The organism is Lysinibacillus sp. COL-1, from assembly GCF_059814265.1.
The window spans coordinates 252541-274991 of sequence record NZ_JCAWSJ010000002.1; the positions used below are offsets into that span (position 1 = coordinate 252541).

Below are 22451 nucleotides of genomic sequence, written 5' to 3' on the forward strand. Positions count from 1 at the left end.
ACCGCTCACCTACACTTTCTCACGGGCATTTTTACCAAAGATACCCGATGGTCTGAAGATTAAAATTAAAATTAAAATTACGAATGCCGCTGCATCACGCCATAATGAGAAGCCAAGCGCACTTACTAAGGACTCTACAACGCCTAGTAACATACCACCAACCATAGCGCCCGGAATGATACCAATACCACCAAGAACAGCTGCGATAAATGCTTTAACGCCAGGAATAACACCCATTAAAGGATCAATCTTTGTATAATAAACACCGAAGATAACACCCGCTGCACCAGCTAAAGCTGAACCAATAGCAAATGTTGCAGAGATTGTATTATCAACGTTTATACCCATTAAGCGAGCTGCATCTGCATCGTGAGAAACGGCACGCATCGCTTTACCGATTTTTGTTTTATGTACGATGAATTGTAAAAGAATCATCAGTACAACTGCGACTGATAAAATTAAAATGGATGTACTGCTAATTTGTACACCAAAAATATCAAATGATTTATTTTTGAAAACTTCAGGATAAGCTGCTGGTTGAGCACCTCTGAAGAAAATAGTAGTGTATTCAATTAACAATGACACACCAATCGCTGTAATTAATGCTGCGATACGTGTTGCATTTCGTAAACGTTTATAGGCAATACGTTCAATTAAAACACCAAAGATCGCACAAACGGTCATTGCCAATAATAGAGCCGGGAAGAAACCAAGCTCCCATTTAGCAATTGCGTAAAAGCCAATAAATGACCCGATCATGAAAACATCACCATGAGCAAAGTTAATCAGCTTGATAATACCGTATACCATCGTATACCCTAACGCTATTAACGCGTAGATACTTCCAAGTGAAATACCGTTCACAAGTTGCTGTATCCATTCCATGCGCATTCACTCCTTTGAATTTTCTGAAAAATGAGAAATCTGTACATGCATCTATACTAGAAAGTTATGAATTACGTTAGCATTCTAGTTATCTAAAACATAAAAAGGAAGGCGTGTTTACCCGCCTCCCCCTTGCTTACAAAACATTAAGGATTAACTTTAGAGTTGAACACTTGTTTACCGTCTTTGAATTCAAGAACTGTTGCTGTTTTAATTGGGTTATGGTTTTCGTCAACTGAGAAAGTACCTGTTACTAAAGAAAGATCTTTTGTTGCAGCTAATTCATTTTTAATTGCTTCACCATCCGTAGAGCCTGCACGTTTAATCGCATCTGCAATGTAGTAAATTGAGTCATAACCAAGTGCATTAAATGCGTCAGGTGCTTTGTCACCATTTGCCGCTTTAAATGCCTTTACGAAATCTTGAATTTTTTGGTCTGGGTCTTCAGCAGAATAGTGGTTTGTGATGTATGTGTTATTCAATGCATCCGCACCAGCTAAATCTATTAAAGTTGGAGAATCCCAACCATCAGCACCCATTAAAGGTACATCAATACCCATTTCACGTGCTTGTTTAACGATTAAACCAACTTCTTCATAGTATCCTGGGATAAAGATGAAATCTGGATTTGATGCTTTAATATTTGTTAACTGTGTACGGAAGTCTGTATCCTTCGCTACATAAGCTTCTTCTTTCACAACTTTTCCGCCACTCTTAGTAATTGTTTCTTTAAAGGATTTTGCCAAACCTTTTGCATAGTCTGATGCATTATCTGCGAAAATAGCTACATTTTTCGCATCTAGCTCGCCTGAGGCAAAGTTAGCCGCTACAATTCCTTGGAATGGATCGATAAAGCATGTACGGAATGCATATTCATTCACACTGCCATCTTCGTTTACTGTAATATTTGGCGCTGTACCAGAACCAGTTACAATTGGAATTTTATTATCATTGGCTATTTGAACCGTTGCTACTGTATTTCCTGAAGTTGCAGGCGCTAGCATTGCTACTACTTTATCTTGCGTTGCTAGTTTAATAGCAGCTGAGGTTGCCTCAGAGTTCTCTGATTTATTATCTACTTTAATCAGTTCAATTTTCTTGCCGTCAATACCGCCAGCATCATTAATTTCTTTTACAGCCAGTTCTGCACCTAGCCCAATAGAGGAACCATAAGATGCTACATTCCCCGAAAGCTCTAAGTTGGCACCAATTTTAATTGTATCGCCATCAGATGAACCTCCGCCTGATGATGAACCTCCGCCAGAACTTGAATCGTCTCCGTTACCACAACCTGCAAGAACACCAGCAAGTAATGAAGATGCTACTAAAAGTGAACCGAACTTCTTAAGCTTTTTGCTCTCTCTCATAATTAAATTCCCCCTGAAAATTTCTAAAATATTAGATATTTCTGATAATTATAAACAATTAAATTCATTTACTCAATAGCAAAAATAATTATTTATAACTATCCTAAAACGAATGAAAAATATTATTCATATAAGCCTTTTACATTGTAAAACATTCTTTATATTTAGTCTAGAGTGATTTTTCAGTATAATTAGTTATTTGTGAATTATCTTTTAATTTTACATAAAGACTAGTACAAAACTATTAGATGAAATTACTTTTTTACAATAAAGTCTAAGTAAGAGCGTTCATTTTCTCATATCATTATTTCCCTGAAAATAATTACTGCGATGTTACTTTATTTAAATTAGAAAAGCTTAGAGTTGGTTTCCCAAGCTCTAAGCTCTTTTTAAGACAAACACACAAAGACGTTCATTAATATTGGTTTCATTTTCTAAATGAACCTCATGAAGTAATTCAAATGATGTTCCGTGATGTAAAAATTGTAAATAATCATAAGGCGGATAATATAAAATTAAATGAATATCTCGCATTCGCTGTTCATAGGATTTCCAAATATTATGAATGACTGTACGAAAAATATGAATCGAAAAAGGGTTGAAGAAGAAGAACACATTATCACGTGACTTTATTTCATAAGCCTCAGCTATTGTATGAATAAACGAAATGGGTGCATGTGCTTTCATTTTTTGGAGATAACTACGTTTATTTTCTTCAGCCTCTGCATAAAATCCTGCATCCATTTCTATCCCAATAGTCGGAATACGGAACTTATGATGCACATAAATGGGTACTCTTCCTTTTCCACATCCCATATCAATGAATACTGGATTGTCCGGCATCTCGTACGCTTCAAACAATTGTTCCAACCCGCTATATGGTGTTGGCTCATATCGGTGATAGTGTGCGAGTTTTGGGAAACCGTATTGTTCTCCCACTGTGTTAATATGCAAATATTTATCAAACTGCTGTTCATTCATATGAAAAGACTCCTCAGAAAAGAATGCTTTATTTTAACACGATAAAATGCAAAAACCATACCCAAACATGTTGGATATGGTTATTTTTCAACGACCTCTGCGTTTAAATTTAACAACAAAGAGAAGTGCTAAGAGAAGCAATACAAGGCAGGCTGCGGCTGTAAACACTGTATTTTTATCAATTACAGTTGCTTGATTAGACGCTCCATCATTTTCACCTGGCATACTGATTGGGCCTCCGCTTCCATCAGGACGTTGCATTGATTCGCCATTTTGTCCTTCTCGTGGGCCATTGCCTTCTCTATTAAACGGTGGGCTCTGTGATGGATCAAAATCCTCTGGTAGTTGACTCGGGTCAAAATTCTCTGGCATTGAATTCATCTCACCATTTTCATTTGGAGTTGGTACGCCCATATTTCCTTGTGATGTCGTAGACGCTTCTACAACCAGCTCTCCAGATAGCTGCTTTAAAATAGATTGGGAGCGCTGTTTAGCGAATTCAGGTAAGCTATTTTCACCTTCAACTGCCTCTAAGAATTGCTCTGTAGTAGAGAATTTTGTGGGATCTGCCTCCACATAGGTCGTTATTAATAGTGCTAAGTTTTTAGTAATAGCTTGTACATAATCCTCTGTTAAATAGGTTGTCGCTAGCTCTTCTAGATAACCTTCATATTTAGCACGGTACTCTTCATTAGTAAGCAAGGCATTCAGCAGTGGCCGCTCCTCTAACGTTGTGCCAGAAACAGGGGTTTTCACACTAAAATTAATAGCACTCTCGGCTAACAGGTTGCTTGACATCCCCATTTCCATTCCCCTATTGAAGCCTCCATCTGGCTGTTGTAACCTCCCCCCACCTGCCTGATTAAGTTGTTCATTGTTTTGTGCTACTGATTCTTCTAAAGTTGTCGGAGCATCAGCTGGATTTTGACTGTTTTCTCCACCCATTCTACCGCCTCCACCGCCAACACCAAAGCCGCCGAAGGACATATTGTAATCCCATGGAATAATTGAAAACACACCATTCTGTTCATACAAATAATAGTTATGTTTCATATTCCCCTGGTAACTATCTAAATTGACAAGTGCTGTATTGACAGCGAAATAACGTAACATTTCATCGACATCAAGGTATTTTTCGATGTCTCCACCGTTATTAATAGCATTTAGCATCTCCACAAGCTTGGATTGATCCATATGACCTTCATTTGTTTTTAATCCCATGCCTGTATAGTCTGCAATATCATCACTAATATATTTCAAATCACTGCCAGTTCCGTCTGGCTTAAATAAAAAGCCATCATTAGAACCATAGTTATTGGCTAGGAATGTCTCATCTACTGCTTCCACTCCTAAAAACAAGCCCCGTTCCTCACCATTTACTGTGACATACATATAGGAGTGTGCTGGTGTTGGTAAGCCCATTTGCTCCATCATTTCATAGGAGATATATTCCCGCATCAATGTAGCATCACTATAATTATTATTTAAATTTAATTTTTTCAAACCATATAAGCTTTGAGTATCATCATAGTAATCAAAATCGATTTTTAAACTATAACGATCCGAGTCACTATTGACAACTGATCGTAATGATAAATTGCCTTTTGTGCGAATAGCAACATTCTCAATTTTCTTGCCGTTTACTGTAATATCCGCCTGTTTTAATTCCTCGTCCGCTGCATTTTCAAGCATGTCAGTCCAATCTTCCTCAGCAATCTCGATATCGACAGTGGTTACTTTATTGCTATTAAATACCATATCCTCATAGGAGAACTCGGAATTTTTCGTTTCAATTCCTGCATTTGGAAGTACAGCATATATCACGACAAAGAGAAGGAGTAAAATTGCCATGCACAGGTAGACAATTCGTGTTTTAATCATAGCCATCACCTCTCATCGTAGTCCTTTTTGTTAATGAGGTCATTACGCTGTGAAATTCCCATCGTAGCTAAGCATAATGGCTGATTTAACACCAGCAACTTTTGTTAGTTCATCCATCAGCTTCGCATCATTTTGCTTTACACGAATTTCGTAAGTTGTTTCAATTTCATCATTATGCATAATGGATTTTGATTTGAGTGCGAATTTTTTTGTTTGTGCAGCAATAATTCGCTCCACCTCAGCATTTGCTAGCTCTTCTTCAAACTTTACAATCAATAAATAAGGATTCTCTACCGTAATTTTATTCACGAACACTAGTAGTACAAGACCGATTAACACAGCACCGATAATTACTAATGGAATAAACCCTGCTCCACATAAAATACCAGAAACAATTGCCCAGAAAATATAGACTAAATCCATTGGATCTTTAATAGGTGTTCTGAAACGTACGATGGATAAAGCACCAACCATACCAAGTGATAACAGAACATTTGAACTAATCCCCATAATTACAAGTGCAGTTGCCATTGTCATAATAAGTAATGAGATATTGAATGAATGAGAGTAAATGACACCATTAAAAGTTTTCTTATAAACGGCGTAAATGAAAAGCCCTATAAAAAATGCCACTACTAAGCCAATAATAGAATCGATTAATGAAAATGATGTTGTTTTTTCTAAAAAGTTGGATTTAAATATATCGCTAAATTTAATTGTATCCATTTGTTCATTCTCCTTTGTATTTAGCCGTACATACGACTAAGCTGATATTTGGAATAGGCCTCTGCACGTGTATCTACAGATTGTAGTAAATACTTGATAATGTCTGGTAAATATTCATCATACTTTACCTCTAAAACCACAAGGTTCGGCTCCAGTACATCTACCATCGGCAGGTTTTGATTAAACATATCTGTGTTGCGTAGACTCGATTGGACCTTACTATCAAACGTTACGCGGACATTTCCGAACGGATAAATGTACGCCTCTCGCTCATAGTCTACTACCGTTGTAGGTCTAAGCTGGCTATAATTCATTTCTTGATATAAGTCTCGAATTAGCGCTCGGTCGTCATTCTCCATCCAGGATATATCCCCGACACGCATTTGTTCATACTCAGCCTGAGATATCTTACATTTCGATTTAAAAGTGACATTGTTACGCTTACTTTTTCGCTCTAAATTAATAATGGCACTAGATTTCCCGTATATGCGTACCCGATATTTATCCCGATTGATATAGCCCTCTTTTTTCTCATTTAGCACTTTATTGGCCAAATTATCGAAATACGTACTACGGATCAAATATTTACCGTCCTTGCCCGCATGCTGGTCTAGCTGCATAACATGCTGAAGCTTAGCTTTTAATAAAGCATAATATGGGTAGGAGATCGCTTGTTTAATTTCTTGGCGACCATTTGGATTAAATGAAGTTACTATCGGCATCTCATCACGCTCCCTTGTCTTAGTGTTATACTGACAGCTACTTTCCCATTTGAATTGTTTACTAGCTAGTACAGGAAGATGGCAAAGCCTTCATAAGGCTCGTCCTTTTGTTTACTCCTCGTCTACACCATTTACTATAAAGAGCTTTTGTGTCAGGCAGATGTCGGCTTTACATATTCTTCAACTATTTTTTACAATTCAATGCTCACCACCATCTCTATGAGACATGCAAAAAAATAACTATCGTCTTCCTCTACTCTCGGTACAATGATTGGCTGCATCAATATAAAAAAGCTACCACGCTCTTACAGCGTAGTAGCCTTTTGTAATACTAATTCAAAGGATGTACCAGAGGTCTTGCTTTCGATTAATCGTAAATCCCCCCCGACAGATTGTGCCATCATTTTACTAAGTGGTAGTCCTAAACCCAAGCCTCGAACTGTATATTTTTTATTTTCTCCTCTATAAAAACGCTCAAAAATAAATGCCTGTTCCTCCTGAGGGATACCGCGCCCTGTATCTTTGACTATCATCGATAACGTATCCCCTTGATCTGTCAGCGTTAAGGTGATTGTTCCTTTGTCCATCGCCTGTTTGGCATTCGTTAAAAGGTTTGTCATGATTTGTTGGATACGAACAATATCAGCCTCTACCAGTACAGGTTGATCTAATAAGTGCAAATTCACACTTACAAGCTCATCATCCTGCATGACTTCCCACTGAGCCACTGCATCACGCAATAACTGATTAACATCTACAGATTCGATCTTCACGGGGATAGCATCCACAGCAAAGTGGTTAAAGGCAAGTAAATCACCAACCATTGTTTTCATTTTTGTTGTTTCAACCATCGCCATTTCAATGAACTCTATCGCATCCTGCCCTGTTACAACGCCATCTTTTACAGCTTGTAATAGACCACTTATCGAGGTAACAGGTGTTTTCAACTCATGAGTGACACCTGCTAATAATTCCGTTCGCGTTTTCTCCAGTTGTTCTAGCTTACTCGCCATATTTTTAAAGGATGTAACAAGCTCATAGACCTCTTTTTCTTTACTATCTTGAGGTAAATCAACAGCATAATGACCTTCCTGGACATGCTTGGCTGCCTCTGCTACTTGCTTGATTGGACGGGCTAAACGCTTTGATAAAAAGTAAATGGCTATCCAGCCTAATAAAGCCAATGCTCCAATCAATAAGGCGAGCTGACCATATGCTTGGTTAACCCTTGTTAAATTTACCTTCTTCTCCATCACGAGAACCCAGCCCAATAACTGATCATTATTTTCTATCTTTCTTATAACCACATATTCGGGCTCTCTTTCCCCAGTTACTTCCTTCGTTCCTTCTTCTCCATCCAACAAACCAGTCACATTTTTGGCACTGCCAGGAGGCACAGGGCGGTTACTCGTCAGTATATTGCCTTCTGTGTCAACAACATACAAAATCGGATCAATCTCTCTCATATTGAAGCGCTCACGATCCCCAATAAAGCCTGGAATACCATTTATCGGCCCATTATTAGGATTTGTTGTATCAGTTAAACGATAGACCGTCTCGTCTGCTAAAAACGCCATCAATTCTAATCGATTTTCAAATGTTGTATGACGAATCCACGCAGCCGAGATGAAGGAAATTATAGCTAAGCCAATAAAAAGTGTTAATAAATAACGGCTCGTCCAATATTGGAGTAAAGATATTCGCTTATTTTTTTTGAACACTTAGCTGATACCCCAATCCACGTAGTGTCTTTATTTCTCCTTCTGCCCCATCCCATTCCTTTAATGCCCTTCTAAGCCTCTTTATAGCTAAATCTACTGCTCGATCACTACCTTCATACTCCCAACCCCAAACTTGATCTATGAGCTGATCACGGGTAAATGTTTGATTGGGATGGTCTGCTAAAAACATAAGCACCGATAAATCTCTTGGCGTTAATACAATCTCTTCTTCACCAAGAAATACCCTATGTGCTTTACTATCAATGGTTAAAGAACCATAACGTTTTATAACGGATGAATCTGTGCTTCCTTCAGCACGTCTTAAAACAGCCCTCACCCTTGCAACAACTTCATCTGCAATAAAAGGCTTAGCAATATAATCGTCTGCCCCATGGTCAAACCCTTCTAAGCGGTAGTTTACTTCACCTAATGCTGTCAACATAATAACAGGGCAAGTACTTAGCTCTCTAATTTCCTTTAAAATGGACCAGCCGTTTTTCTCTGGCAACATAATATCTAGTAACACTAGGTCTGGCTGTATTTCCCGAAACATGTCCAAGGCTTCACCACCATTGAAACATTGTGTCACATCATAACCCACTTTTTGTAAATATACCTTTAACACCTGACTTATTGCATATTCATCTTCTACTACTAAAATATTTGCCATAGGCATTCACCTCGATACTAGTTCGCTCTTACATTCATTATAGCACCAGATTATGTCAGTTAAATGTCAGCCTATATACAGCCCATAAACTGCTATGAGATAATATATAGAGGGGCATCTATTGACAATGTCTTCCTAAGCCACTTATCATTGATTGCGAATGATAATCAATGATAATTCATTCAAAATTTAAGTAAATGAAATTAAGGGGGGTAAAAGCATGATTATTGTAACTAATCGTATTCAAGTGAAACCTGGTTTTGCTGCGAAAATGGCACCTAACTTTACAAAGCCAGGTCCACTACAACAATTTGAAGGCTTCCATAAAGTAGAGGTGTTAATTTCGACCGACGATCCTACTTATGACGAGATGAGTGTTAATATGTATTGGGAATCCAAAGAGCATTTCCAAGCATGGCGTAATAGCGATGCATTCGCAGCAGCCCATCAGCGTCCAAGTTCGGGTTCTGAGGGAGAAAAAGCGGACAGCCCAATGATTGGCAGCAAAATTGTGGTGGCTGAATTAGCATCTTCCATCGAAGCTTTACGTTAATGAACGACAATTAAATTATTTATACATTATCTTCTGATTCTATCTAAAAAGCCCTGCATGTTGAACCGACTATGCAGGGTCTTTTTTTAAGATAAAATAATGACTAGTATATAACCCAAAACGGATAAACAAACAGAGCCAATTAAACCAGCAATAAATGCCTTTACACCAAGCTCCTTAAAGGTTTTAATGTCCACATTTAACCCAAGGCCAGCCATGGCCATAGCGATTAAAATATACGCAATATTGACAAATGCTTGTGCTACATTAGCTGGTATAATCCCCAATGAATTAATAGCACTCATCGCTAAAAACCCTAAAATAAACCACGGAATGATGGAGAAGGAAAATGCCTTTTTCTCTTTATTTTTGTCTATTCTTCGATAGAAAATACCGATCATAATCGCTACTGGTACAAGTAGGGCAACACGTGTTAATTTCACAATAACCGCTATATCAATGGCTTCATTTCCACCAGCAGACGCTGCTGCAATAACATGGGCAATTTCATGTAATGTACCACCTGCAAAAATACCGTACTCCGTTGGCGTTAAGTCGATGATGGAATAGATAACCGTATAAATAAGCGTAAATATAGTCCCTAATAAGGCAACAATTGCTGCCCCTACTGCCGTTTCTTTTTCATTTGCTTTTATTTGAGGTGCGATTGCCACTACAGCAGCAGCCCCACAAATTGCTGTCCCACAAGCCGTTAATATCCCTAGCTTCTGTTCCACTTTAAACATTTTTGTTAATCCGTACACAACTAGTAAAGCAAATACTAAATTAATGACTGCAATCAAAAAAACATTTGCCCCTGCATGATAAATGTCTGCCAAATTTAAACGCATGCCCAATAAAATAATGCCAAGCCGTAATAGCTTCTTACTAGAGAAGGCAATACCCACTTGCCATGAATCTTGTACTTTAAAAGCTGCTCTCCAAGCCATTCCTAATATAATGGCAATAACCAACTGACCTAATATTGAAAAGAAAGGAAATGTGGCAATATATTTCGCTACTAAAGCAATAAGGAGTGTTAACAATACTCCTTTCAAGAAATTAGGATTAAGGGTGGATTTCACTTTATTCTGTCTATTAACCATGTTGTTCACTTCTTTCTCCCTTGTTGATTATTACTTTAATAAAAAGCGAACTATTAGTAAAATACATATATATAATCATTATCATTAACATTTCTAATAATAGAGGTGAAAGTATGCAATACGAAGCTTTAAAAACGTTCGTCACACTAGTTGAGGTCAATAATTTTACGAAAACCTCTGAAATACTTCATATTTCACAGCCAAGTGTTAGCTTACACATTAAAAACCTAGAGCAAGAATTACAAACAACCTTGTTTATTCGTTCACCAAAATCCGTGCAAATTACACCAACTGGTGAAATTCTATATAAACGAGCGAAGCAAATCATGGCTATAACTGAAGCGGCGAAAGAAGATATTGCGGCCTATCATCAAGAGGTCCAAGGTACATTAGTCATTGGAGCAAGCTTTACGATTGGCGAATATATATTGCCCCCCATCATAGCAAGCTTGCAGCAACAGTTCCCACAACTTGAGCTTCAAATTATTATTGGCAATACAAAAGAAATCATTCAATATACAAAATTATTGCAAGTTGATATTGGTCTGATAGAAGGGCAAGCACAGGATAATGAACTGGTAATTAAGCCATTTATGCAGGATGAACTATTTATTGTCAGTGCCAGTAATCATCCACTGACAAAGCAACAACCCATTACCCCTGATAAACTTCAACAGCAAAACTGGGTTGCCCGTGAAGAAGGCTCTGGGACACGTTATTATTTAGATCATTTATTCAGAGCTAACGGTCTACAAATCCAATCACTTTTGACGATTAGTAGTAATCAGGGGGTCAAAGAGAGCGTTATGCAGGGACTTGGTCTTTCCTTACTATCCGCTTGTGTTATTGAACGTGAATTAAAAAATGAAGATATGACCATTTTGCCCCTTGAAGGACAGCATTTTCTGCGGACATTTTCTTATCTTTGCTCACCAACGATGAAAAATAAGCGCAATGTCGACATACTCATAGATATATTAATAAAGAAAGCTTAGCTGACTTTTTCTCGTCGCTAAGCTTTCTTTATGGTTCTTCTCGTATTCAAACGCTTAGTTTCAATGATTTCCACAAATTTTGTCGCTGCTCTAGAAAGAGGTACTGTTTTCAAATAACACATACCAATACTCCTTGTTGGAATACTTTCCATTAAGGTTAATTCATAGAGAAGACCTCGCTGGAGATAGTCCTTTGAAAATTCCTTGGTTACACATGCAATACCGAGATTACTACGAGCAAACTCTAACACCAAATCATGTGAACCTAGCTCAAATTCGGGTTCAATATGGATACCTCTTGCAAAGAGATAGTCTTCCACATACTTTCGTGAATTCGATTTTTTCTCTAGAAAGATAAGTGGAAATTTCAAAAGATCCTCATAGCTTAAACTTTTAGACGCAAGTGTCTTGTATTTCTCCCCACACACGAAGATATCTTGAATATTCGTGCATACGGTTAACTGTAATGTTGAATCTTCTATTGGAAAATTGCAAAATCCGATATCGACCTCACCCGATTTAATAAAATTACATATTTCAGATGTTGTACCATTCAACATTTGTAATTTGATATTCGGATACATTGTATGGAATGCTTCTAAATAAGGCATTAAAAAGAAGCGTGAAATGGTATCCCCTACTCCTAGTTTTAATTGCCCTGTTGTTAAATTTTTAAACTCTAGCAACTTTTCTTCACCAGCATCTAAAAGCCCTAAAGCTGAATTCGTATATTCAAAGAGAAGACTACCCTCTGTTGTCAGCGTCACACCTTTTGGAGTTCGATTAAAAAGACGTGTTCCAAGCTCCTTCTCCAATTGCATCATTGCCTGACTAACAGCAGGCTGTGTCATATATAAATCCTTAGCCGCACTCGAAAAGCTATTATTTTTTGCTACAACACTAAAAATACGATATAAATCTAATTTCCCTATCATATAAGCACCTCTTATAGCTATTATATGAACTATTAATTTTACTTATATCATTACTGGAGCGTATAGTAAAATCATATGGATTTTATTTCACTTTACGATTGATAGAATGAGGAGAGATTAAGTTGGAACGTGTAATCGGTACAGTTGTAAGAGGTCTTCGTGGTCCTATTATTAACGAAGGCGATAATATTGAACAAATCGTTGTAGATACAGTGTTAAATGCTGCGACAATTGAAGGCTATGCAATCGAGGATCGTGATATTGTCACAGTAACTGAATCTGTTGTAGCACGTGCACAAGGTAACTATGCATCAATAGATGATATCGCTGTAGATGTGGCAGCTAAGTTCGGCGATGATACTGTCGGCGTTATTTTCCCGATTTTAAGTCGAAACCGCTTTGCCAACTGTTTACGTGGTATTGCCAAAGGTGTTAAAAAGGTTGTACTAATGCTAAGCTACCCATCCGATGAAGTAGGTAATCACCTTGTAGATATTGATGAGTTAGATGTAAAAGGCATTAACCCTTGGACAGATACATTAAATGAGGTTGAATTCCGTGAACATTTTGGCTACCAAAAACATACATTCACGGGTGTAGATTATATCGAATACTATAAAGAGTTAATTGAAGCAGAAGGCGCTAAATGTGAAGTCATCTTCTCTAATAACCCAAAAACAATTTTAAATTATACAAAGAGTGTATTAACATGTGATATTCATACACGCTTCCGTACAAAGCGCATTTTAACAGCAAATGGTGCTGAAAAAGTTTACAGCCTTGATAATATTTTAGCTGAGTCTATTAATGGGTCTGGCTTCAATGCAGAATATGGTCTTCTTGGCTCTAACAAAGCGACAGAGGATAGTGTAAAACTATTCCCCCATACTTGTCAGCCAATTGTTGATGGAATCCAAGCAAAAATTAAAGAGGCAACAGGCAAAACGGTAGAAGTCATGATTTATGGTGACGGTGCATTTAAAGATCCAGTGGGTAAAATTTGGGAGCTTGCAGACCCTGTTGTTTCACCAGCGTTTACGGCTGGATTGCATGGAACACCAAACGAGGTTAAATTGAAATACTTAGCAGATAACGACTTTGCTAACCTTCGAGGTGAAGAATTAAAAGCCGCTATTTCTGAATACATTCAAAATAAAGATGAAGATTTAACGGGTCAAATGGCTGCACAAGGAACAACACCTCGTCGCTTAACAGACCTAATCGGTTCGCTATCTGATCTAACATCTGGCTCAGGTGACAAAGGAACACCTATGATTTATATTCAAGGTTACTTCGATAACTATACTAAATAAAAAAAATGAACTCTCGTGTAGAAATGAGAGTTCATTTTTATTTACCTTTGCGTGAGGATGACAGGAATCGAACCTGTAAGCCCTTTTCAAAAGGGATATGCATTCCTTGCACACTTCCTCATATTATATATTTTTGGAGTAATTGATTTAGTATTACATTTTTCTCAGTCCTTTTTATTTAATCTTTAATCAAAGTAATTTTGTTAGATCCATTTTATTTTAAGCCATTTGGAATCATTTCTACCTGTAGCCAATGATCGCTTGTTTGAACATGTTGCGGTCTCACAAATTTTCCTAAATTATAGCGAAAATCATCATAATGGAATGAGGCAGCGTTTCTAATCACATACCCCTCTTGTTCACCATCAAAAATGGATTTACCAGTAAATGTCCGTTTTATTTGTTCTTCATCAAAAATACCCCGATATAAAACGGGTACTGTTTCAATACCTAACTCAGCTGCAAAAGCGACCGTTTCATCCCAACTTAAACAAATATTATCTTCATTCCAAATACTAAATAAATAAAAATAACTTGTTAAGGCTTGATAATAAATGGAATGCTTCGCATACATATTTTCTCCACATAAGCGCCAATCATTAGGAATTCGATACGCAAAACTTGCATGAAATGTTTTTATCCAATGTCTAGAAGGATGATTGGCTGAATGGATGCTTCTGGCATGCATATAGTCTTTGTAAAGCGTAGTGCCTTCCCCATCTAGTTTTTCAGTGACCACCACTTCTTTTCCTATAAAATGATTCACATTTTTAGCAACTTTATCATCATGGGTATAGCCCCTGCTCCAGGGTAAATGAAAGCTTCTTGGGTATTTCATTAATTTCGTCATAGTTCCACTTCCTTTCCTTTTTATTTAGCAAATTGATCTGCCTCTCGGAAGAAATAAAGTCTTGTTAATAAATCACCATCTAATAAGTGATAAATTTGGCTTCCGCCTTTATCGCCCCCATACTGGATTAACATATGAAATTGCACTAAATGAACAACCTTCAACACAAAATCCTCTTCAAAGCCCAACTCTACGAGAAAATGACAAACCAATTGGGCAGATACATTTTCATGCCCATAATAGCCATATCGTTGTTGCAATGGTTTATATTTTTTGCAAAATGGTTTGCCGACATCATGGAACAATGCAGCCAATTGTAGTGCCAGTTTATCGCTTTCCAAGTAGTATTCATTGATATAGGCAAACACGAAATACGTATGCTGACATAGTAAAAATTGATGGTATGGATTTTCTTGATTGAAATGATAAATTTCTTTAAAAAGTGGGACTGATCGAAGTGTTTGAAACAGTTCTTCATAAGTGGGTTGGCTTTGTATAAGTGAGACAAATTGCTGTCGAGAGATATCATAGGGACTTGATTCATGTACAATATGCACTTCATCAAACCCTTCTCCTGCTGTAGGAAACTCTAGATGCTTTCTCATTTTTTCCATCACCAATAATGGTACATGCCGCTTCCGCCGTTGGTTTCTGGCTACACAGATTGAATAAGGGGTATCAAAGTAATAGCATTCCTTCTTAACCGCACTCGACAATTTGCGGAGTGCAAACATTCTACGCTCCCGCTCTATATTGGTGGCATCTACAATGACAGAATAACCTTTTGCCACTAAATCATTCAGACGCTCATATAACGTGCGAAAGACTACTCGTGATTTTTGCTTGGTGGCATCACCAAACAATTCTTGACGTATTGCATCACTGGAAAGAATAATCGCATTTTCACTTTTCGCTAGCTGTTTCACAAATGTACTTTTTCCACTTCCAGGCAACCCCACTGTAAAGATTACCTTCATCCTCTGCACCTCCCTTCAAGTTTCTATATCGTATTAAAAGAACAATCCTTTAGTTTTCAATACATACTGTAAGCAATTTAAAAGGCATGAGCCATTACCACACCAATACTCATGCCTTCATTATTTTTTAGCTTACGTCACTTATGGGCAAAGTGTCCGTGCTATATTTTCAAAGTAACGAACACCATATATAAGAGCTTCTTCATCTACTTTAAAACGAGGATGGTGCAATGGGTACGCTTCACCAAACTCTACGTTATGTACCCCGATAAATTGCATAGATGAGGGAACAACTTCTGAAAAATCGGCAAAATCCTCTGTGCCAAATATAGGTTCAGGCAATACCTTCACACCTGTAGCACCAACAATCTCTCCAGCTATACGACGAGATAATGCCGTTAATTCCTTATCATTTGTGACGGAAGGGCAACCTAGCTCCCAATTAATGTCTACTTTTGCACCGTGCATAGTTGCAATACCTGTCACTATCTTTTCTAAATGTTCTCGTGTATCCACACGAATTTTCGCATCTAGGGAACGGATTGTTCCTCCAAGCTCTGCTGTATCTGCAATAATATTTAATGCCGTTCCACAGTGAAATTTTGCAACAGTTAAAACAGGTGCATGTGTACTTGGCACTTTACGTGACACTATTGTTTGTAAAGCTACAACTATTTCAGAACCAATTATTAAAGGATCTATAGCGACCTCTGGTGTTGATGCATGACCGCCACGACCATAAATTTTAATTTCAAAATCATCTGCTGCTGCAGTAAATTTACCATCTTTCATAGCAAATTGCCCTACTTCATAATCAGGGCTCACGTGTAAAGCGAAAGCATAATCGACATTCTCTACTATTCCTAGTGCAACTAGTTGAGCAGCCCCCCCTGGTGTCACCTCTTCAGCATGCTGAAAAACAAAACGAATTTCTCCATTAAAATGGGTCCCACGCTCAGCCAATGCCTTTGCTGCACCAAGTAACATGGCTGGATGAGCATCATGTCCACACGCATGCATGACCCCTGGATTTATTGATTTGAATGGTAGATCCGTTTCTTCTTCAATCGGCAATGCGTCAATATCAGCTCGTAGTAAAATGGTATGTCCTTTATCTTCTGTTTTTGTACCTCTTAAAAAGGCACATACACTTGTTTCTGTTAAACGTCTTACTTCTAAATGAGGAAACGTTATTAATTGATCATAAATATATTGAGCTGTCTTATGCTCTTGATGTGATAATTCAGGATGCATATGCAAATGCCGACGCCATTCAACAACCTGTTGTTTTAAATTAGCCGTTTCTATCAATCTAATCACTCCTAATTTATTATTTATTTTATTAAAATGGTCCATAATTTATGAGATGCGCAATGACTAATAAGACAATCGCTAAGCCTGTCTGTATAAGGAAGTAAGGAAATACCCATCTGAACCATTTTGAAAATGGAATACCTGCTATTGCTAGTCCCGCTAATAAAACACCACTTGTTGGAATGACCATATTTGAAATACCATCACCAAACTGGAAAGCCAGTACGGCTGTTTGCCTAGTTACACCAATTAAATCGGCTAAAGGCGTCATGATCGGCATCGTTAACGCAGCTTGTCCACTTCCAGAAGGTACTAAGAAATTTAAGCAGAGCTGAAGCAAAAACATTCCTATCGCATTGATAGAAGCAGGTAATACACTTACAGTATTTGAAACAAAATGAAGAATAGTATCAATTAATCCTCCATTTGTAGTAATAACTAAAATGGTTTGGGCAAATCCGATAATTAATGCCCCTTCTACCATATCCCGGGCACCAGAAATAAACCCTTCAGCCATTTTATTTGGTCCAATCTTACAAATAATAGACATAATAATGCTGCTTAATAGAAAGACACCGGCAATTTCACTTATATACCATTGATACTTTATTACCCCTACAATCAATGCAACAAAATTTCCCAATAATACGAATAGTGCTATCAAATGACGTGGGCTCATCTTAAAGTCTAAATCAATTTTGATGCTCTCTTCTCTTTTAAACTTTCCGTAAATCCCTTTCGATGGGTCACTCTTCACTTTTTTTGCATGCCTGTATATATAAAGTACTGTCAAACTATAAAAAACGATGAACACAATGATTCGATATGACATTCCTGAATACATTGGAAGCTCTGCAATAGTTTGAGCTACACCAATGTTAAATGGGTTCGTAATGCCTGAAGTAAAGCCAGTTGCTAATGTACCTAGCATGACGATCGCAAAGCCTGTAATCGCATCCATTCCGAGTGCCATCGTTAACGGGATAATAATCGCTATATAGACAAGCGTATCCTCTGCTGAGCCAATTAGTGTCCCTAAACTAGCAAATATTAAAACTAGAATAGGGATTAATACGTACTCTTGTTTTCCAAATTTCGAGGCCATAACTTTAATAAAGGAATCAATAGCTCCAGTCTTTTGCATTACCCCTAAAGCGCCTCCAAATAAAAAGACAAATAAAATAATAGAAGCACCCTCAAGCATTCCCAGATGCACACTATTGAATATTTCTAGAAAGCCAATAGGATTTGACTTGATATACTGAAAGGATTCTGGATCTACTATCATTCTGCCATTACTCTCAACTCTTTCATATTGTCCAGCTGGTAAAATATAGGTCAGTAACGACATGACTAAAATAATAATAAACATTAATACAAATGCATTAATTCCCTTTATCCGTGGTTCATCTTCTTTTTTATCTTGCTGTAGGTTTACCATAACCGTCTCCCCCTAATAATTTTTTCTTTAGCTTTGAACTGAGGCACAGACAACGTATCCATTAAGCATTTCTTACACACCTACAAGTTTCCACCAAACGGAAAAACATTCCGATTAACGGAAACTTTATACACAAGAATAAAAAACAGAAGATGAAATGTCAATATATTTCGACAATTCAGTTAAATTTATTTTTACTTCTAGGACAAATAAAAACTAAATATTAATAACAAATTCTTAAAAAACAGGCATAATGTTAGACTTTCCTACATATAAAAAAGACTGCTCCACTTATTTGTGGAACAGCCTTTATCGTTAAACGCAGGTTTCTTTATAATTTTATTATAGCATAAATTTACAATAATTATTAGACTATACTTCATTGCGGAGTAGATGTATGATAAATTTCCTGATTCAATCACCCTACATTTCCTCTTAGGTTAAATACGTTTATATACTAAAAAAGGTGTTTGGACAACCATTTAAAGGAGAATCACAATTATTTTCTTTTCACCATATTTATAGGTGAGGATTACTACTAACAGAAGAGAAAAATATGGAGAGGAATGTGAGTAAACGTTGGAAAATCAAAATGACTGGCTAGAAGAAAAACATCATCTTGAGCAAAGTTTAAACCTCATTGATCACAAAAAGAACGAATTATTGCTAAAAGAAAAGAGCTTCAAGGAAAATGCTGTCGCTCTAAAGAAAACTTTTTGGAACGATGTCAGAGTCAATTTAGACACTGCTGAAGATGTTGACGAAACCTTTTTCGCGATTAAGCAACAGGTAGAGCTTCTCTCTGACTCAGAGCTTGCACAGCAGCGTGCAATTCAGAATGTAAAGGTATACGAACGTTTACAACAGTCACCCTATTTTGCTCGTATTGACTTTTTACAAGATGGGCAGCAAGATCCATTAAAAATTTATATAGGTGTTGCCACTTTATTGGACGAACAAGATGAAAATATAGTTATTTATGATTGGCGTGCACCTATATCAAGTATGTACTATGATTGCACACCAGGTAAAGCCTCCTACGACACAACAGCAGAAGAGATTCATGGTGAAATGCTACTGAAACGGCAATTTATTATTAAAAACGGGCAGCTACAATCGATGTTTAATACTGGTCTTACCATTGGGGATGATTTATTGCTTGATATCCTTGCACAAAATGCAAACGAGCATATTCGTAGTATCGTTGCAACGATTCAAGCTGAGCAAAATAAAATTATTCGCCATGTTCAATCACGCTATCTTATTGTAGAGGGTGTTGCGGGTAGTGGTAAAACAGCTGTGGCTTTACAACGAGTCGCTTATCTATTGTATCGCTATCGCAATGAAATGACGGCCGATCAAATTTTACTGATTACACCTAATCAACTTTTTAACCAATATGTCCATACGGTCTTACCTGATTTAGGCGAGGACAATATGCAGCAATTAACGTTTATAGAGTATGTAGAAAAACGATTAGGTCGACAGTTTAAATTGGAATATCCGTACGAGCAATTAGAGGGCCTTTTAACAGAAAAAGATGAAGCTCATTATCAAACAAAATTAAGTAGTATATCTTATAAAGCGAGCCTTGCTTACAAGCATTTGATGGATCAATATGTAAGCTATTTATCCAATAAGGGCTTATTATTTAAAAATATCGTATTTCGTGGGGAACGAATTATTACAGCACAGGAAATTACTGAATACTTCTATTCTTTCCCTTCCACTATGTCGATACCAAATCGCCTACAATTCGTAAAAGAATGGTTATTGCAGCAACTGACGAAATTTGAAAAGGCTGAGCGTACAAAAGAATGGGTAGAAGAAGCGACTGAACTATTAGATAAAGAGGACTACTCCAAGTCTTACAGTGAGCTTTTATACGAAGGGCGCTATACTGAAAATTCATTCGATGATTTAGATCAAGAACGACAAAAATTAGCGAGACAAATTGTTAAAAAATACTTTAAACCGTTACGCAATTCCGTTCACCAATTAAAGTTTGTGCATATGTTAGGTACGTATCGCCAACTCTTTGATTTGAATAATCCCATTACTAAAGATTTACAGCATCTTATGCCAAACGATTGGGAGGATATTTGCCAGCAGACACTTCCAAATTTAGCGAAACGTTTTATAGCTTATGAAGATGCAGCACCATTTTTATATTTACAGGACAAAATTGAAGGGCAGCAGACTAATACGATGATCCATCATGTATTGATTGATGAAGCGCAAGATTATTCTCCATTCCAACTAACTGTATTACAGCAGTTATTCCCAAAAGCACGTATGACTATTTTAGGAGATGGACATCAAACGATTCATCCACATACCTTCGATAACCCTTCCCTGCTCGACCCTCAATTATATGGTGAGCAGGCTGAAAAAATGATTTTAACGAAAAGCTATCGTTCGACAAAACAAATCATTCAACTTACTGCAAAAATTTTAAATGATGGTAGCGAAGTTGAGGCATTTAACCGAACTGGTCCAGAACCATCAATTACTGTCGTTCCTAATGAATTGGAACTGATAGATGAAATTACCCAAAACATCCATCACCTCTCTGCTAAATTTGAAACCATTGCTGTCATTTGTAAAACTGCTGCTGAATGCTCCGCAGTATATGGGCAATTAAGTAATCAAGTAGATATTCAATTGATTAACCATAATACGAAGCAGTTTAAAAAGGGTATTTTATTACTTCCAGCTTATATGGCGAAAGGTATCGAATTTGATGCTGTGCTTATTTATAATGCATCTGCTGCTAATTACGCAAAGGAAAACGAACGGTACTATTTTTATACAGCCTGCACAAGGGCTATGCATGAGCTACACATTTATTCCATCAACAAATTAACGCATTTCCTTCAATGATAGCTAACAGATCCTCCTGTCATAGTGCTGAAAAACAAAACTATCAATAGAATTCTTGTGAAAGGTGAAAATGGATTTCCGTTGCAGGCTACTTGCTTTCCTGTGGGCGAGCGCCGAGCCCACTACGTCTAGTATGAAAGAGAAGGAAAAGACACTTTTGCACATGGTTGGTTGGAGTGGAGCCAGCATCACAGCTGAGACCCTAGAGCGAACGGAATGCGTGAAGCGGCTCATCGGACGTGCCCTGAGAAGGATGCTGGCGGAACGGAAATCAACCTCTCGCCTTGCCAAAAAGTCTTTTTCTGCTATTTACTTCGTCTTTCTTCAACAACATAACAGGAGGATCTGTTACTGACAGATCCTCCTGTGTTTTTATATATAGAAAGTGTAATCTTCTGGAATGACACGTTTTAAAAATTTCTTTGTGCGCTCCTCTTTTGGGCTTACGAAAATATCATGAGGGCTCCCCTCTTCTACGACAACGCCTCCATCCATGAAAATCACACGTTTAGCAACATCTTTGGCGAATCCCATTTCATGTGTCACCACAAGCATTGTTGTGCCTTCAGCTGCAATATTTTTCATGACCTGTAGGACCTCACCTACTAATTCAGGATCAAGTGCGGACGTTGGTTCGTCAAATAAAATAATATCTGGGTTCAATGCTACTGCACGTGCAATTCCTACTCGCTGCTGCTGACCGCCTGACAGTTGACTTGGATAGGCATCATACTTTTCCGATAAACCTACTTTATCAAGTGCCTTTTTACCAATGTCCACAGCCTGTGCTTTAGGAATTTTACGTCCAATGATTAAACCTTCCGTCACATTTTCTAATGCCGTTTTATTAGTGAAAAGATTATAATTTTGGAAGACAAATGCGACACGTTGGCGAATTGCATGTACGTCTTTTTTCTTCACATGTTGAAAATCCACTTGAATATCTCCAAATGTCGCATGTCCTTGATCCGCTTTTTCTAAAAAATTGATGCAACGTAATAATGTTGTTTTTCCCGAGCCACTAGGGCCTAAAATAACAACAACATCGCCTTTATCAATCGCTAAATCAACACCCTTTAAAATTTCATTACCACCAAATGATTTATGAATATTTTTAATTTCTAACATGCT

The 22451-nt window shown here is 37.4% G+C and carries 19 protein-coding genes and 1 tRNA gene; 4 read left to right on the plus strand and 16 right to left on the minus strand.

Annotated elements, in window-relative coordinates; all coding sequences use genetic code 11:
- Positions 1-9: 9 nt before the first annotated feature.
- The 8 genes from AC6BKE_RS01795 to AC6BKE_RS01830 all read right to left on the minus strand — a co-directional run bounded on the left by AC6BKE_RS01795 (position 10) and on the right by AC6BKE_RS01830 (position 8953).
- The gene (locus AC6BKE_RS01795) at positions 10-885 is read right to left on the minus strand and encodes a branched-chain amino acid ABC transporter permease (RefSeq protein ID WP_036123845.1); all 876 of its coding nucleotides are present in this window, start codon (positions 883-885) and stop codon (positions 10-12) included.
- Positions 886-1031: 146 nt separating this feature from the next.
- On the minus strand, positions 1032-2252 hold the full coding sequence (locus AC6BKE_RS01800; RefSeq protein ID WP_036123848.1) for an ABC transporter substrate-binding protein: 1221 nt from the start codon (positions 2250-2252) through the stop codon (positions 1032-1034).
- 378 nt (positions 2253-2630) lie between these two features.
- Complete coding sequence (locus tag AC6BKE_RS01805) at positions 2631-3233, minus strand: SAM-dependent methyltransferase (RefSeq protein ID WP_036123850.1); 603 nt, start codon at positions 3231-3233, stop codon at positions 2631-2633.
- A gap of 87 nt (positions 3234-3320) precedes the next feature.
- Complete coding sequence (locus AC6BKE_RS01810; RefSeq protein ID WP_499855688.1) at positions 3321-5114, minus strand: CotH kinase family protein; 1794 nt, start codon at positions 5112-5114, stop codon at positions 3321-3323.
- Positions 5115-5156: 42 nt separating this feature from the next.
- Positions 5157-5840 (minus strand): DUF4956 domain-containing protein, encoded by a 684-nt coding sequence (locus AC6BKE_RS01815; RefSeq protein ID WP_036123865.1) that lies wholly within the window; start codon positions 5838-5840, stop codon positions 5157-5159.
- A gap of 20 nt (positions 5841-5860) precedes the next feature.
- Positions 5861-6562, minus strand: coding sequence for a polyphosphate polymerase domain-containing protein (locus AC6BKE_RS01820; protein ID WP_499855690.1), 702 nt, complete (start codon positions 6560-6562; stop codon positions 5861-5863).
- A gap of 305 nt (positions 6563-6867) precedes the next feature.
- The gene (locus AC6BKE_RS01825) at positions 6868-8283 is read right to left on the minus strand and encodes a HAMP domain-containing sensor histidine kinase (protein ID WP_058845137.1); all 1416 of its coding nucleotides are present in this window, start codon (positions 8281-8283) and stop codon (positions 6868-6870) included.
- Complete coding sequence (locus AC6BKE_RS01830) at positions 8267-8953, minus strand: response regulator transcription factor (RefSeq protein ID WP_271911906.1); 687 nt, start codon at positions 8951-8953, stop codon at positions 8267-8269. Before AC6BKE_RS01830 ends, AC6BKE_RS01825 begins: the two co-directional genes overlap by 17 nt.
- A 220-nt stretch (positions 8954-9173) precedes the next feature.
- On the opposite strand from AC6BKE_RS01830, the gene AC6BKE_RS01835 reads away from it, so the two are divergent.
- Entirely contained in the window at positions 9174-9506 is a 333-nt protein-coding gene (locus AC6BKE_RS01835; protein ID WP_036123876.1) for a heme oxygenase, read from the plus strand.
- 86 nt (positions 9507-9592) lie between these two features.
- Here the strand turns inward: AC6BKE_RS01835 and AC6BKE_RS01840 are convergent, their stop codons facing one another.
- The gene (locus AC6BKE_RS01840) at positions 9593-10612 is read right to left on the minus strand and encodes a YeiH family protein (RefSeq protein ID WP_499855692.1); all 1020 of its coding nucleotides are present in this window, start codon (positions 10610-10612) and stop codon (positions 9593-9595) included.
- Between the two features lie 113 nt (positions 10613-10725).
- On the opposite strand from AC6BKE_RS01840, the gene AC6BKE_RS01845 reads away from it, so the two are divergent.
- The gene (locus tag AC6BKE_RS01845; protein ID WP_036123879.1) at positions 10726-11607 is read left to right on the plus strand and encodes a LysR family transcriptional regulator; all 882 of its coding nucleotides are present in this window, start codon (positions 10726-10728) and stop codon (positions 11605-11607) included.
- 17 nt (positions 11608-11624) lie between these two features.
- On the opposite strand, the gene AC6BKE_RS01850 is transcribed toward AC6BKE_RS01845, so the two are convergent.
- Positions 11625-12542: a LysR family transcriptional regulator gene (locus AC6BKE_RS01850; RefSeq protein WP_058845141.1), complete on the minus strand. Its 918-nt coding sequence runs from the start codon at positions 12540-12542 to the stop codon at positions 11625-11627.
- Positions 12543-12664: 122 nt separating this feature from the next.
- On the opposite strand from AC6BKE_RS01850, the gene AC6BKE_RS01855 reads away from it, so the two are divergent.
- The gene (locus AC6BKE_RS01855; RefSeq protein ID WP_058845142.1) at positions 12665-13855 is read left to right on the plus strand and encodes a coenzyme F420-0:L-glutamate ligase; all 1191 of its coding nucleotides are present in this window, start codon (positions 12665-12667) and stop codon (positions 13853-13855) included.
- Between the two features lie 52 nt (positions 13856-13907).
- Here AC6BKE_RS01855 and AC6BKE_RS01860 read toward each other — a convergent pair.
- The 5 genes from AC6BKE_RS01860 to AC6BKE_RS01880 form a co-directional block, all read right to left on the minus strand.
- Positions 13908-13975: transfer RNA gene (locus AC6BKE_RS01860), tRNA-Ser, on the minus strand.
- A 94-nt stretch (positions 13976-14069) separates the two neighbouring features.
- Complete coding sequence (locus AC6BKE_RS01865; RefSeq protein ID WP_499855694.1) at positions 14070-14705, minus strand: RNA ligase family protein; 636 nt, start codon at positions 14703-14705, stop codon at positions 14070-14072.
- Positions 14706-14725: 20 nt separating this feature from the next.
- Positions 14726-15682, minus strand: a complete 957-nt coding sequence (locus AC6BKE_RS01870) for an AAA family ATPase (protein WP_058845143.1) — start codon at positions 15680-15682, stop codon at positions 14726-14728.
- A 141-nt stretch (positions 15683-15823) separates the two neighbouring features.
- On the minus strand, positions 15824-17002 hold the full coding sequence (locus tag AC6BKE_RS01875; protein WP_499855696.1) for a M20 metallopeptidase family protein: 1179 nt from the start codon (positions 17000-17002) through the stop codon (positions 15824-15826).
- Between the two features lie 22 nt (positions 17003-17024).
- Entirely contained in the window at positions 17025-18437 is a 1413-nt protein-coding gene (locus tag AC6BKE_RS01880; protein WP_036123899.1) for a YfcC family protein, read from the minus strand.
- Between the two features lie 579 nt (positions 18438-19016).
- On the opposite strand from AC6BKE_RS01880, the gene helD reads away from it, so the two are divergent.
- Positions 19017-21320, plus strand: coding sequence for an RNA polymerase recycling motor HelD (gene helD / locus AC6BKE_RS01885; protein ID WP_499855697.1), 2304 nt, complete (start codon positions 19017-19019; stop codon positions 21318-21320).
- Between the two features lie 372 nt (positions 21321-21692).
- Here the strand turns inward: helD and AC6BKE_RS01890 are convergent, their stop codons facing one another.
- A complete protein-coding gene (locus tag AC6BKE_RS01890; protein ID WP_058844107.1) occupies positions 21693-22448 on the minus strand; it encodes an amino acid ABC transporter ATP-binding protein in 756 nt (251 codons plus the stop codon).
- Positions 22449-22451 lie beyond the last annotated feature (3 nt).

Coding starts and splice junctions, on each gene's coding strand:
- AC6BKE_RS01795 (WP_036123845.1), bottom strand. CDS start 885: ATGGAATGGATACAGCAACTTGTGAACGGTATTTCACTTGGAAGTATC.
- AC6BKE_RS01880 (WP_036123899.1), bottom strand. CDS start 18,437: ATGGTAAACCTACAGCAAGATAAAAAAGAAGATGAACCACGGATAAAG.
- AC6BKE_RS01890 (WP_058844107.1), bottom strand. CDS start 22,448: ATGTTAGAAATTAAAAATATTCATAAATCATTTGGTGGTAATGAAATT.
- AC6BKE_RS01815 (WP_036123865.1), bottom strand. CDS start 5,840: ATGGATACAATTAAATTTAGCGATATATTTAAATCCAACTTTTTAGAA.
- AC6BKE_RS01845 (WP_036123879.1), top strand. CDS start 10,726: ATGCAATACGAAGCTTTAAAAACGTTCGTCACACTAGTTGAGGTCAAT.
- AC6BKE_RS01810 (WP_499855688.1), bottom strand. CDS start 5,114: ATGATTAAAACACGAATTGTCTACCTGTGCATGGCAATTTTACTCCTT.
- AC6BKE_RS01850 (WP_058845141.1), bottom strand. CDS start 12,542: ATGATAGGGAAATTAGATTTATATCGTATTTTTAGTGTTGTAGCAAAA.
- AC6BKE_RS01870 (WP_058845143.1), bottom strand. CDS start 15,682: ATGAAGGTAATCTTTACAGTGGGGTTGCCTGGAAGTGGAAAAAGTACA.
- AC6BKE_RS01820 (WP_499855690.1), bottom strand. CDS start 6,562: ATGCCGATAGTAACTTCATTTAATCCAAATGGTCGCCAAGAAATTAAA.
- AC6BKE_RS01865 (WP_499855694.1), bottom strand. CDS start 14,705: ATGACGAAATTAATGAAATACCCAAGAAGCTTTCATTTACCCTGGAGC.
- AC6BKE_RS01835 (WP_036123876.1), top strand. CDS start 9,174: ATGATTATTGTAACTAATCGTATTCAAGTGAAACCTGGTTTTGCTGCG.
- AC6BKE_RS01800 (WP_036123848.1), bottom strand. CDS start 2,252: ATGAGAGAGAGCAAAAAGCTTAAGAAGTTCGGTTCACTTTTAGTAGCA.
- AC6BKE_RS01840 (WP_499855692.1), bottom strand. CDS start 10,612: ATGGTTAATAGACAGAATAAAGTGAAATCCACCCTTAATCCTAATTTC.
- AC6BKE_RS01830 (WP_271911906.1), bottom strand. CDS start 8,953: ATGGCAAATATTTTAGTAGTAGAAGATGAATATGCAATAAGTCAGGTG.
- AC6BKE_RS01805 (WP_036123850.1), bottom strand. CDS start 3,233: ATGAATGAACAGCAGTTTGATAAATATTTGCATATTAACACAGTGGGA.